The sequence below is a fragment of the Xanthomonas hortorum pv. pelargonii genome (genome assembly GCF_024499015.1).
Taxonomy (GTDB): Bacteria; Pseudomonadota; Gammaproteobacteria; order Xanthomonadales; family Xanthomonadaceae; genus Xanthomonas; species Xanthomonas hortorum_B.
In genome coordinates, this window is sequence record NZ_CP098604.1 from 105,636 (window position 1) to 118,326 (window position 12,691).

Here is a 12,691-nt window from a genome sequence, read left to right on the forward strand (position 1 = left end):
CGCGTGTGTCCCGGCGTGCCGGTCAGGGTTTGGGAATACGCAGCGTCTTGCTGATCATCAGCGAGCCGGAGACCGCAAACAGCAGCACCAACGGATGCAGCTGCCACGGCCCGAGCTGCCACTGGCCCCACCACAGGCTTTGACCGATATGGCCACTGCTGGCGGCCACCGCAAGCAGGATCACCAGCAGCAGGCTGCTGGGAATCGGCGTGCCTTCGAAATACGGCACCTTGTCGGCTTCGCCTGCGATCTCTTCGGCGGTCACGTTGTAGCGCGCCAACCGGCTCACGCCGCAGCAGACGAAATAGCTCAGCACCAACCAGTCCCAGCCGCCGCGCATGCCGCAGGCATAGCCCAGCGCCGCCGGCGCCACGCCGAAGGAGATCACATCGGCCAGCGAATCCAGCTCGCGCCCCAGCGTTGAAGATGCCTTGCGCCAGCGCGCCACGTGCCCGTCCAGCGCATCGAAGACGAACGCCAGCGGAATCAGCGCCATGCCCAGCAGCAGGTCCCCGCGATGGCCTTCTTGCAGAAAGCGCATCGAGGCAAACACCGCACCGGTGCCGCAGAAGGCGTTGGCCAGGGTGAACCAGTCCGCGAGTTGGAAATCGCGCAGCATCGAGAAATGGCGTTTCATGCGCAGCCTGAGGTGATCGAGGCGCAAAGGGTAACGCGCGCGCGCCACGCAGGCGACCATTTCGCGGGACTCGGCTAGTCTGACGGACAGCGTTGCCGCCCTGGCCGCGCACGATTCCCGAGAAGGACACCCGATGCGCAGCATCCTGATCACCGGTGCAGGCAGCGGCATTGGCGCCGGCATCGCCACCGAGCTGGCCGTCGCTGGTCACCATCTGATCGTCAGCGATATGGACCTGGCGGCCGCAGAGCATACTGCGTGCGCTCTGCGCGACGCCGGCGGTTCGGCCGAAGCGCGCGCTGGCGCTGGACGTGACTGATGAAGATAGCGTTGTACGTGCGCTGGCCAACGCATCGCGCGCGCCACAAGTGCTGATCAACAACGCCGGCCTGCAGCACGTGTCCGCGCTGGAAGACTTCCCGATGCAGCGCTGGGCGTTGCTGGTGGAGGTGATGCTGACCGGCGCCGCACGGCTCAGCCGTGCAGTGTTGCCCGGTATGCGTGAAGCTGGCTACGGGCGCATCGTCAACATCGGCAGCATCCACTCGTTGGTGGCCAGCCCGTACAAGAGTGCGTATGTCGCGGCAAAGCATGGCCTGGTCGGGCTGGCCAAGGTCATCGCGCTGGAAACCGCCGACTGCGACATCACTGTCAACACGTTGTGCCCCAGCTATGTGCGCACGCCGCTGGTGGAGCGGCAGATCGCCGACCAAGCACGTACGCGCGGCATTGCCGAGGATGCGGTGATCCGCGATGTGATGCTCAAGCCGATGCCCAAGGGCGCCTTTATCGCGTACGACGAACTGGCTGGCACGGTCGCGTTCCTGATGTCGCATGCCGCGCGCAACATCACCGGGCAGTCGATCGCCATCGATGGCGGCTGGACGGCGCAGTAATCGCGACTGGCGAAAATTTCACCAGTCGACTTGACAGCCTTGCGCCGCAAGGCGCGTGCACAGTTGTCCACAGACTTGCGCAGCTTTCATCCACAGCGGATGTGGAGAAGTGCTCGGTGCGACAGCTGGGTTCAACGCAGCCTCGATAGGCGGGAAAAGACCACCCTCGCGCTCGCTAGCGGACCCACGCGCTCAGATGCGCGAGTACGTCCACGATTGCATACGCCCGTCGCGATACGGCATCACGCCATGGAACGGACGCGGGTCGCCGTCGAACACCAGCGGCAGGAAATTGCGGTCGCCTTCCCACATCGGCAGCTGCTCCATGCGATCGAGCGCTACCCACTCCAGCGTGCCCTCCGGGTTCGAGGCCTGCGGGGTGCCTTCGAAGCTGCGGATCAAAAACACGAAGCCCAGCCAGTCTTCGCCGTGCTTGCCGAAGCCGGGCCAACTGATGGTGCCGCGCAATTGCATCTGGCCGCATTCCACGCCCGCTTCTTCGCGGATTTCGCGGCGCATGCCGGCCAGCACGTCTTCATGCGGTTCCACCTTGCCGCCGAGCCCGTTGTACTTGCCCAGGTGCTGATCGCCGGGGCGGGCATTGCGGTGGATCATCAGGACCTGGCTGCCGTCCGGCGACAACAGGTAGCCAAGTGTGGCGACGATAGGGGTATAGGGCATGGCACGCGATCTGACACGAAGCACATCAGTATGACCGATGCGCCATCAACAGCGGACGCGTCGTCAACAACGAGTGGGCACGGCAGCGACGCGCCCGCTCAACCGATCTGCGAACCGGCGCGCGGCGGTGCAACGTAATCGTGATCCCGGCGCAGCGTGGCGACACCGTGACCGCGCTCGGCCAGATAGTCCAGCCACTTGCCCAGGAACGTATTCATGCGCATGCGGTGGCTGATCAGCTCGGCCGGCGGCGGGAACATGCCCATCACGTCCTGCCAGCGGCGGCCGACATAGCAATGCGTGGTTTCGGCCTGGCGCGCATCGCGGTACAGCCGCACATAGGCGGAAGGATCGGGTTCGCCGGTCACCGGGTCGCACAGGTCGTAGGTCAGCCGCAGCTCCACCGTATAGCGGTGGCACTCGATCACGTCCAAACGCAGATTCAGCCCATCGCCGATCGAAGACACATAGGAACCGGGAGCGAGGTCGGCCGGCGCGAACAGCCGGGTCAGGTGCTGGAAGTTTTCTGCGTACAAGCCCATCAGCCAGCCAAATCGGCTCAACTTGGGGATGCGTTCGAGTTTGCTCAGTGCTTGCGCCATAAACCGATCCTACACGCTGCGCTGCCGCACGGGCAGCATTGACGACTGCCCATCGGCAGGCCTACTTTATTCGAGTACTGTCCCGCCCGCTTGATTTCGCTTGGCTTGTCAGCAAGCCGTGAGCCGCGTCGCGGCAGCACCCGGATTGTGTGTGAACGCGCCGCCTGCTTGTCCAATCCCGAATCCCGCCCACCAATCCCGGCCTCAAAACATCTCGCGCTGCAGCCCCAGCGTGGACAACACCTTGCTGGAGATTTCCTCGATCGAGGTATTGGTTGTGCTCAAGGTGGGAATCCGCTCCATCTGGAACATGCGCTCGGCAGTGGCGACTTCACGCCGGCAGGTCTCCGCCGCGCTGTAACGCGAATTGGCGCGGCGCTCCTGACGGATCTGCTGCAGCCGCTCCGGGTCGATGGTCAGACCGAACAGCTTGCTGCGGTAGTTGCGCAAGCGCGGTGGCAAACGTTCGTTTTCCAGATCTTCTTCGGTCAACGGATAGTTGGCGGCGCGGATGCCGTAATGCAATGCCAGATAGATGCAGGTGGGCGTCTTGCCCGCGCGCGACACCGCGACCAGGATCACGTCGGCCTCGTCGTAATTGAGTGCGATGCCGTCGTCGTGGCTTAGCGCGAAGTTCATCGCATTGATGCGGCGGTGATAGGTCTCGAAGTCCACCATGCCGTGCGCGCGGCCCACCAGCGAGTGCCGCGGCGCATTGAGCTCGCGCTCCAGCGGCTCGATGAAGGGCGCGAACACATCCAGCATCAACGCGCCGCTTTCGGCCAGGATCATGCTCAACTGTGGATCGACGCACGAATTGACCACCACCGGGCGCACCTGGTACCGCTCGCCTGCGGCACGCACACGCAGCGCTGCATCGCGCGCTTTTTCTGCATCGTCAATGAACGACATGCGGTCGGTGACGAAGTTGAATCCGCTGAACTGCGTGAGCAGGCTATGCCCAATCGTTTCAGCGGTGATACCGGTTCCATCGGAGACGTAGAACACCGGTCGAATTGTTGACATCAAGGCCACCTCTTTGAACTGGTGTTCAAAACTTACGGGTTCATGCTTGTGCAGATTCCGCTGTGCACTGCATCATAGCGGCTTCTTCCTACGGTCGCGGCCATCCAGCCCGCTCGGGCGATGGCCTTACGGAGCATCGCGCTTGAACGAGAATATCCTGTGGTTGCATGAGCTACGCCTGGTCGATCTGGCCCGCGTAGGCGGTAAAAATTCCTCGCTTGGCGAGATGATTGGCAACCTGGCCGGGCTTGGCGTTTCGGTTCCCGGTGGATATGCGACCACTGCGGAAGCTTTCAAGGACTTCATCGCACACAACGATCTATCCAAGCGCATCTTCGACAAGCTGGCCACGCTGGATGTGGAAGATGTCACTGCGCTGACCATCGCCGGCAAGGAAATCCGCGGCTGGGTGATCGATGCGCCGCTGCAGCCCGAACTTGACCGCGACATCCGCACCGCCTACGAACAGCTGTGCGCCGAAAACGGCGGCGGCGAAGTGGCCGTGGCGGTGCGTTCGTCGGCCACCGCCGAAGATCTGCCCGATGCCTCGTTCGCCGGTCAGCAGGAAACCTTCCTCAACGTGACCGGCGCCGACGATGTGGTGCACAAGGTCAAGGAAGTGTTCGCCAGCCTCTACAACGATCGCGCGATTGCCTATCGCGTGCATCACGGCTTCAAGCACGAAGACGTGTTCCTCTCGGCCGGCGTGCAGTTGATGGTGCGCTCGGGCGTGGGTGCGGCCGGCGTGCTGTTCACCCTGGACACCGAATCGGGCTTCCGCGATGTGGTGTTCGTCACCTCCAGCTTCGGCCTGGGCGAAATGGTCGTGCAGGGCGCGGTCAACCCGGACGAGTTCTATGTCTACAAGCCCACGCTCAGCGCAGGCAAGCCGGCGATCCTGCGTCGCTCGCTCGGCAGCAAGGCGATCCGCATGGTGTATTCGGATGTGCCCGGTGAGCGTGTGCGCACCGAAGACACGCCGGTGGAACTGCGCAACACCTTCTCGATCAGCGACGAAGACGTGCAGGAGCTCTCCAAGCAGGCCCTGGTGATCGAAAAGCATTACGGCCGCCCGATGGATATCGAGTGGGCAAAGGACGGCGTCAGCGGCAAGTTGTTCATCGTGCAGGCGCGCCCTGAGACGGTGAAGTCGCGCAGTCACGCCACCCAGATCGAGCGTTTTTCGCTGGATGCCAAGGACGCCAAGATCCTGGTCGAAGGCCGTGCGGTCGGTGCCAAGATCGGTAGCGGCGTCGCACGCGTGGTGCGCTCGCTGGACGATATGAATCGCGTGCAGGCCGGCGACGTGTTGATCGCCGACATGACCGATCCCGATTGGGAGCCGGTGATGAAGCGCGCCTCGGCGATCGTCACCAACCGCGGCGGCCGCACCTGCCATGCGGCGATCATCGCGCGCGAGCTCGGTGTGCCGGCCGTGGTCGGCTCGGGCAACGCCACCGACATGATCAGCGATGGCCAGGAAGTCACGGTCAGCTGCGCAGAAGGCGATACCGGCTTCATCTACGACGGCCTGCTGCCGTTCGAGCGCACCACCACCGATCTGGGCAACATGCCGCCTGCCCCGCTCAAGATCATGATGAACGTGGCCAACCCGGAGCGTGCGTTCGACTTCGGTCAGCTGCCCAATGCCGGTATCGGTTTGGCGCGTCTTGAAATGATCATCGCCGCGCATATCGGCATCCATCCCAATGCACTGCTGGAATACGACAAGCAGGACGCAGATGTTCGCAAGAAGATCGACGCCAAGACCGCCGGTTACGGCGATCCGGTGAGCTTCTACATCAACCGCCTGGCCGAGGGCATTGCCACGCTGACCGCCTCGGTGGCGCCCAACACGGTGATCGTGCGGTTGTCGGACTTCAAGTCCAACGAGTACGCCAACCTGATCGGCGGCTCGCGTTACGAGCCGCATGAAGAGAACCCGATGATCGGCTTCCGCGGCGCCAGCCGTTACGTCGACCCGTCCTTCACCAAGGCGTTCGCGCTGGAGTGCAAGGCGGTGCTGAAGGTGCGCAACGAGATGGGCCTGGACAACCTCTGGGTGATGATCCCGTTCGTGCGCACGCTGGAAGAAGGTCGCAAGGTGATCGAGGTGCTGGAGCAGAACGGCCTGAAGAAGGGCGAGAAAGCCCGGCCTGAAGATCATCATGATGTGCGAACTGCCGTCCAACGCGCTGCTGGCCGATGAGTTCCTGGAGATCTTCGACGGCTTCTCGATCGGCTCCAACGATCTGACCCAGCTGACATTGGGCCTGGATCGCGATTCCTCGATCGTGGCGCATCTGTTCGATGAGCGGAATCCGGCGGTCAAGAAGCTGCTGTCGATGGCGATCAAGTCGGCGCGCGCCAAGGGCAAGTACGTCGGTATCTGCGGCCAGGGGCCGTCGGATCACCCGGAACTGGCCGAGTGGTTGATGCAGGAAGGCATCGAGTCGGTGTCGCTGAATCCTGACACCGTGGTCGACACCTGGTTGCGTCTGGCCAAGTTGAAGAGCGAGAGCTGATGGGAATGTTGGGTGTGGTGTGGGCGGCGGCTGCAGGAGCAGTCGCCGCAAAGCCGGCAGCGGCGGCCACCAAGGTGGCGGAGCCGGCGTTCAATTGGGCCAACATCCCGTGGGCGCAGTACGCGCTCAATTGGGGGCTGGCGCTGCTGATCGTGGTGGTCGGCATGTGGCTGGCCAAACAGCTCAGCCAGTGGCTGCATCGTGCGCTGACCCGCGCGCGTATCGAGATCACGCTGACCAACTTCCTGCGCAACGTGTTGTATGCGTTGTTGCTGGTACTGGTCTTCGTGAGCGCGTTGAGCAAGATCGGCGTGCCGCCAACCTCGCTGATTGCGGTGCTGGGCGCGGCCGGTCTGGCGGTCGGTCTGGCGTTGAAGGACTCGCTGTCCAACATCGCCGCAGGCGTGATGCTGATCGTGCTGCGACCGATGCGCGATGGCGACCATGTCGTGATCGCAGGCCAGGAAGGCATCGTGGACGAGATCCGGATCTTCCAGACCCGGCTGCGCTCATTCGACGAACGCATGACCACCCTGCCCAACAGCACGATCACCACCTCACCGATCGTCAACTACAGCACCCTGCCCAACCGTCGCCTGGAAGTGACCGTGGGCGTGGGCTATGGAGACGATCTGAAAAAAGCCCAACAGCTGTTGCTGCAGATCGCCAAGGAGAATCCGAACCTGCTGGATTCGCCCGCACCATTCGTGCAGGTCACCAACCTGGGCGAAAGCACGGTGGATCTGATGTTGTTTGCGTATGCCACCAACGGCAACTTCGGCGCGGCCAAGAGCACCACGCTGGAGCAGATCCGCAACCAGCTGCTGGAAAACGGGCTCAATATCCCGTACCCGCAGCGCGACCTGCATGTGTATCACCACGATGCCGACGGCAAGCCGATCTCGGATCTGCTGCTGAAAGGCATCGCCGACGATGGCGATGTGAGCAAGGGGCCGTCGTTGGCGCGTTGAGTGCGTTTTCGCGTGTAAAGCAATCTGTCATGCAAAAGGCCGCATCCAGTGATGCGGCCTTTTTGTTGTGTGGCGTCTCTGGCCCCTGCTGCATCGAACAGATGAGTCTGAAGATACGCAATTTCCAAGTCGCAACGTTCGCTGCACACCAGTCGCAGCACGCCGTCGGCGTGCCGCGAACCAGTGCCGCCCTTATCCCTGCGCGCCACCCTGGTTTGCACCACCCAACGCGCCCATGAACTGGCGATAGTGGCGTAGCTCGTCGATCGAATCGCGCACGTCGCTCAGCGCGGTATGCGCCGAGCTCTTGGCAAACCCATTGGCCACCGTCGGCGCCCAGCGCCGTGCCAGCTCCTTGATGGTGGACACATCGAGATTGCGGTAGTGAAAGTAGCGCTCCAGGCGCGACATCTGCCGGTGCAGGAAGCGGCGATCCTGGCAGATCGAGTTGCCGCACATCGGCGAGGCGCCGGCGCGGATCCATTCGCTCAGGAACGCAACGGTCTGCGCTTCGGCCTGCGCATGGGTGACCTGGCTGTCGAGCACGCGTTGCCACAGGCCCGAACGGCGATGCTGATTGCGGTTCCATTCGTCCATCGCTTCGAGTTTTTCCAGCGGGTGGGCGATGGCCAGTTCCGGCCCCTCGGCAAGCACGTTCAACTGCGCATCGGTCACGATGGTGGCGATCTCGATGATGGAGTCGCGATCGGTATCCAGCCCGGTCATTTCCAGATCGATCCAGATCAGTCGGTCGTTGCCCGCAAGGTTGTCTGCCATATCGCCGTCCTGTGGAGGGCCGTCGCCGGCCAGATGCTGAAGGGCGCGCATCATACCGCGGCCGCGCCGCTCAGGGCGCGAGGGGCGGCTTGCCACGCTTGGCCCTGAAGTAATTGGTCAGCCGCAGGCTCGCTTCTGCTGCAAGCACGCCGCCGCTGACCTGCACGCGATGATTGTGACGCGGGTCGGCCAACAGGTCGAACACGCTGCCGCAGGCGCCGGTCTTGGGGTCGCTGGCGGCGAACACCACCCGCGCGATACGCGCATGGATCATGGCCATCGCACACATCGCGCAGGGCTCCAGGGTGACGTACAAGGTGCAGCCGATCAGCCGGTGATTGGCCAGCCGGCGGCCGGCCTCGCGCATGGCCATGATTTCGGCATGCGCGGTAGGGTCGTGGCTGGCGATATTGAAGTTCCAGCCTTCGCCCAGCACGTTGCCATCGGCATCGACCAGCAACGCACCCACCGGGATCTCGTCATAGTCGCGCTCGGCACGCTCGGCCAGTTGCAAGGCGCGCTGCATCCATTGCTGGTCGATCGGCGACTGCGCCGCGTCGAAGGGCATCTCCACCGATGTGCTCACGCGGCGCTGCCGCACTGGCGATCCAGGAAGGCGGCGAACGCAGCAACGGTGGCTTCGCTGACATGGTGCTCGATGCCCTCGGCATCGCGGCGCGCGGTAGCCTCGTCGATGCCCAGGGCCAGCAGGAAGCGCTCGACGATCTGGTGGCGCTGCCGGCTGGACGCGGCCAGCGCCTCGCCGGCCGGGGTCAGGAACACGCCGCGGTACGGACGCTGCACCACCCAGCCATCGCGCACCAGCCGCTTGAGCATCTTGGCCACGGTCGGCTGGGCCACGCCCAAACGCGCGGCGATATCGACCTGGCGCGCTTCGCCACCGTCGACCAGCAGATCGGAGATCAGCTCCACATAGTCCTCGACCAACTCGGCGCGGCGCGCTTCGCGCACCTGACGGAAGCTTTCCATATGCACCTGCGCATCGATCAACACCGGCGCGGCGGCTTCCTGTTCTTCGCTCTTGCCCACCCTCTTCCTCATCATCACGTCCGGCGCCAGTGCCGGTCTGCGTAGTGTGAAGCACGCCGCCGATCATTACGATTGAGATTGCCAATGCTCAACAGAATAGCAGTTGCTATATCATCGCTCCGATTCCTCGCCGATGCCGTCTCGCATGTCCGCCGACACCCTCTCACCTACCCATTCGCCCCACCCTGCGCCGCAGCCCGCCAACGGTGGTCTGGGCGATCACCACGCCAGCGTCGCCGTGCCCAAGGGAGGCCACTGGTGGTTCCGCTTGCTGGCGTTCCTGGGGCCGGGCTACATGGTGTCGGTGGGTTACATGGACCCGGGCAACTGGGCCACCGATCTGGCCGGCGGCTCGCAGTTCGGCTATCTGCTGTTGTCGGTGATCCTGCTATCCAACGTGATGGCGATCGTGTTGCAAGCATTGTCGGCACGCTTGGGTATCGCGACGGGGCTGGATCTGGCGCAGGCCTGCCGGGCGCGCTACCCGCGCGGGGTGAATCTGGCGCTGTGGGGATTGTGCGAGCTGGCCATCATCGCCTGCGATCTGGCCGAGGTGATCGGCACTGCCATCGCATTGAAGTTGTTGTTCGGCATTCCGCTGACCCTGGGCGCGATCATCACCGCGGTCGATGTGGTGTTGGTGTTGTTGCTGATGAACCGCGGTTTTCGCGCGCTGGAAGCGTTCGTCATGGCCTTGCTGCTGATCATCTTCGTGTGTTTCGGTATCCAGATTGCGCTGGCTGCGCCACCGATTGCGGCGGTGTTGGGCGGCTTCATTCCGCGCGCGCAAGTGATCACCGATCCGCAGGCCTTGTATCTGGCAATCGGCATCATCGGTGCGACGGTGATGCCGCATAACCTGTACCTGCATTCGTCGATCGTGCAGACGCGTGCGTATCCGCGCACCGATGTGGGGCGCAAGTCGGCGTTGCGCTGGGCGGTGACCGACAGCACCGTGGCCTTGATGTTCGCGTTGTTCATCAATGCCTCGATCCTGATTCTGGCAGCGGCGGTGTTTCATGCGCAGGGCCGCACCGATGTGCAGGAGATCGAACAGGCACATGCGCTGCTGGCGCCGATGCTGGGGGTGGGTCTGGCCTCGACCTTGTTTGCGGTCGCACTGCTTGCTTCGGGCGTGAACTCCACGGTGACTGCGACGTTGGCCGGGCAGATCGTGATGGAAGGCTTTTTGCAGTTGCGGCTGCCGCCATGGCTGCGCCGCTTGTTGACCCGCGGTATCGCGATCGTGCCGGTGGTGATCGTGACCTGGCTGTACGGCGAAGCCGGCACTGCGCGGCTGCTGGTGCTCAGCCAGGTGGTGTTGTCGATGCAGCTGCCGTTTGCGGTGATCCCGCTGGTGCGCTTCGTGTCGGATCGTCAATTGATGGGGGCGCTGGTGGCACCGGTGTGGCTGGTGCGCATCGCCTGGGTGATCGCTGCGGTGATCGTTTGTTTGAACATCAAGTTGTTGTGGGATACCGCTCTGCAGTGACCGGCGATGTCGGTTGAGGCTGAGCGAGCCTCATCGACTCGCCATCCATTCCAAGCGCGTGCGCGATCGCCTGCACGATGCACGCTCTTGCCGCACGACTGAGCCTGCTTGACCAACGCGTTTAACAGCTGCCACTTGCTTTGATCGACCAGATCACAGTCAGCCAGCACCACGGCGACAGTGCGCACGCGTGTGCAATCTGCTTGCTGCTCGCGCGGGTCTACTGAGTGGATGCACCGGTGTGTCCACGGCCTGCGCTGCATTCGCGACGCGCTTCGCAGAGACAGCCATGACGCTTCACGCTGTCACGCGACGCCCGGGATGCATGCCCTCGCCCACAGGAGTGTTTATGCATCCGTTCGAGCCCACTCCGGCCGACGCCGGACGCCGCAGCTTTCTCATCTCCAGCACGGCCGCCGTGGCAGCGTTGTCCCTGCCCGCTCTCGCCAATGCCGCCGCAGCCGTGCGCGCACCTCCCTCCACACTGCCCCACCCGACCAACAACGGAGTCAACCCGATGTCCAATTTCGTCACCCGCCCCGACGGCGCCAACATTTTCTACAAGGATTGGGGCAAGGGCCAACCGGTCGTGTTCTCGCACGGCTGGCCGCTCAGCGCAGATGCCTGGGATGCGCAGATGCTGTTCATGGGCCAACACGGCTTCCGTGTGATTGCGCACGATCGTCGTAGCCACGGTCGTTCGACCCAGACCTGGGACGGCAACGACATGGACACCTACGCCGACGATCTGGCTGCGGTGATCGAAAAGCTGGATCTGAAAGACGCGATCCTGGTCGGGCATTCCACCGGCGGTGGCGAAGTGGCGCATTACGTGGGCCGCCATGGCAGCAAGCGTGTGGCCAAGGTGGTGCTGGTTGGCGCGGTGCCACCGCAGATGGTCAAGAGCCCGACCAATCCGGGCGGCCTGCCGCTGAGCGTGTTCGACGGCATTCGCGAAGGCGTGGCCAAGGACCGTTCGCAGTTCTATCAGGATCTGACCACGCCGTTCTTCGGCGCCAACCGTGACGGCAACAAGGTCACCCAGGGCATGCGCGACTCGTTCTGGCTGCAGGGCATGCTGGGCGGCCACAAGGGCCAGTACGACTGCATCAAGGAATTCTCCGAGGTCGATTACACCGCCGATCTGAAGAAGATCGATGTGCCGGCGCTGGTGGTGCATGGCGACGATGACCAGATCGTGCCGATCGATGCATCCGGCAAGTTGTCGGCCAAGATCATCAAGCACGCCGAACTGAAGATCTATGCCGGTGCGCCGCATGGTCTGCCGGTCACCCATGCCGACCAGTTCAGCAAGGATCTGCTGGCGTTCGCAAAAGCCTGATCTGTTTTGAATCGCTGAGAGAAGGCCGGCTTGTGAGAGCCGGCCTTTTTCTTGGCGATACTGAGGTTGTACTTAAAAGCAGCTAACACAACCTAGCGAGCGGTCGTGAGGTGGGTGCGGACGACGCGTGGGAACTACCGTGTACGAGTGGTACCTGCCGATTTCGAGCATTGTTCGCACTCGCATGGCAGTGAGCGCAGCAGTTTTGTTAGCCGCAGTTTATTGGATGCATTTTATTGGATGCTGTCACAAGCCTAGTTGGTCGAGCGCGCGGTGCCCTCGCCGCTCGCGGGACACGCCGCAAGTACGTCCGTGTAGGCTCGGTGGCGGCATCCATGCCGCCACACGGTCCCGTAATCGGCAAGGACACCGCACCAGACAGTTTGCTGGTTGCTTTGAGAAGAGCTACGCACACCAACCATCTTGACTGGTCCTTGCCCGCCCACCGTCGCGGGACCTTACGCGGCATGGATGCCGCGTAAGAGCCTACACGGACGTACTTGCGGCGTGTCCCGCGACGGTGGGCGGGCAAGGGCCCTGCAGCAAACCCGCAAATCAGCCGCCCTGCAGCGAAGACCCAGATCATCCGCTCCGCAACAGACCGGCATGAAGTAATTTTTTCAGCCGCTCCAACACATCAATTCGACATCATTGATTCGTCAGTGCATCTGCGTCACCAGCGCCTATCACAC

Annotated in this window: 10 protein-coding genes, 1 other RNA gene and 3 pseudogenes; 5 read left to right on the plus strand and 9 right to left on the minus strand. The window is 63.2% G+C overall.

Features of this window, described 5'->3' with window-relative positions; genetic code table 11:
- Positions 1-22: 22 nt before the first annotated feature.
- Positions 23-637 (minus strand): CDP-alcohol phosphatidyltransferase family protein, encoded by a 615-nt coding sequence (locus NDY25_RS00425; protein ID WP_043889235.1) that lies wholly within the window; start codon positions 635-637, stop codon positions 23-25.
- 133 nt (positions 638-770) lie between these two features.
- Here NDY25_RS00425 and NDY25_RS00430 point away from each other — a divergent pair.
- Positions 771-1,533: pseudogene (locus NDY25_RS00430) on the plus strand (3-hydroxybutyrate dehydrogenase).
- 192 nt (positions 1,534-1,725) lie between these two features.
- On the opposite strand, the gene NDY25_RS00435 reads toward NDY25_RS00430, so the two are convergent.
- From NDY25_RS00435 to ppsR, 3 genes are all read right to left on the minus strand, one after another.
- Positions 1,726-2,214 carry an NUDIX hydrolase gene (locus NDY25_RS00435; protein WP_168957676.1) on the minus strand — a complete coding sequence of 163 codons (489 nt, stop codon included), beginning with the start codon at positions 2,212-2,214 and terminating at the stop codon, positions 1,726-1,728.
- Positions 2,215-2,312: 98 nt separating this feature from the next.
- Positions 2,313-2,816 (minus strand): DUF1249 domain-containing protein, encoded by a 504-nt coding sequence (locus NDY25_RS00440; RefSeq protein WP_168957677.1) that lies wholly within the window; start codon positions 2,814-2,816, stop codon positions 2,313-2,315.
- A gap of 204 nt (positions 2,817-3,020) precedes the next feature.
- Entirely contained in the window at positions 3,021-3,842 is an 822-nt protein-coding gene (gene ppsR / locus NDY25_RS00445; protein WP_168957678.1) for a posphoenolpyruvate synthetase regulatory kinase/phosphorylase PpsR, read from the minus strand.
- A gap of 142 nt (positions 3,843-3,984) precedes the next feature.
- Here ppsR and ppsA point away from each other — a divergent pair.
- Both ppsA and NDY25_RS00455 read left to right on the plus strand, forming a co-directional pair.
- A pseudogene (gene ppsA, locus NDY25_RS00450) lies at positions 3,985-6,367 on the plus strand (phosphoenolpyruvate synthase).
- Positions 6,367-7,338, plus strand: a complete 972-nt coding sequence (locus NDY25_RS00455; RefSeq protein WP_168957680.1) for a mechanosensitive ion channel family protein — start codon at positions 6,367-6,369, stop codon at positions 7,336-7,338. The pseudogene ppsA and the gene NDY25_RS00455 overlap by 1 nt, the downstream one beginning before the upstream one ends.
- 192 nt (positions 7,339-7,530) lie before the next feature.
- Here the strand turns inward: NDY25_RS00455 and orn are convergent, their stop codons facing one another.
- From orn to mntR, 3 genes are all read right to left on the minus strand, one after another.
- Positions 7,531-8,115: an oligoribonuclease gene (gene orn / locus NDY25_RS00460; protein ID WP_023904122.1), complete on the minus strand. Its 585-nt coding sequence runs from the start codon at positions 8,113-8,115 to the stop codon at positions 7,531-7,533.
- Between the two features lie 70 nt (positions 8,116-8,185).
- Positions 8,186-8,683, minus strand: a complete 498-nt coding sequence (gene tadA / locus NDY25_RS00465) for a tRNA adenosine(34) deaminase TadA (protein WP_115040309.1) — start codon at positions 8,681-8,683, stop codon at positions 8,186-8,188.
- A gap of 14 nt (positions 8,684-8,697) precedes the next feature.
- Positions 8,698-9,165, minus strand: coding sequence for a manganese-binding transcriptional regulator MntR (gene mntR / locus NDY25_RS00470; protein WP_168957694.1), 468 nt, complete (start codon positions 9,163-9,165; stop codon positions 8,698-8,700).
- Positions 9,166-9,310: 145 nt separating this feature from the next.
- Here mntR and NDY25_RS00475 point away from each other — a divergent pair, with 145 nt between their 5' ends.
- On the plus strand, positions 9,311-10,657 hold the full coding sequence (locus tag NDY25_RS00475) for an Nramp family divalent metal transporter (RefSeq protein ID WP_168957681.1): 1,347 nt from the start codon (positions 9,311-9,313) through the stop codon (positions 10,655-10,657).
- A 517-nt stretch (positions 10,658-11,174) separates the two neighbouring features.
- Positions 11,175-11,999 (plus strand): alpha/beta fold hydrolase, encoded by an 825-nt coding sequence (locus NDY25_RS00480; protein WP_168957695.1) that lies wholly within the window; start codon positions 11,175-11,177, stop codon positions 11,997-11,999.
- A gap of 80 nt (positions 12,000-12,079) precedes the next feature.
- On the opposite strand, the gene NDY25_RS00485 is transcribed toward NDY25_RS00480, so the two are convergent.
- Both NDY25_RS00485 and NDY25_RS00490 read right to left on the minus strand, forming a co-directional pair.
- Positions 12,080-12,155, minus strand: a non-coding RNA gene (locus tag NDY25_RS00485) — sX9 sRNA.
- A gap of 90 nt (positions 12,156-12,245) precedes the next feature.
- Positions 12,246-12,457: pseudogene (locus tag NDY25_RS00490) on the minus strand (hypothetical protein); the annotation flags it as partial.
- Positions 12,458-12,691: the final 234 nt, after the last annotated feature.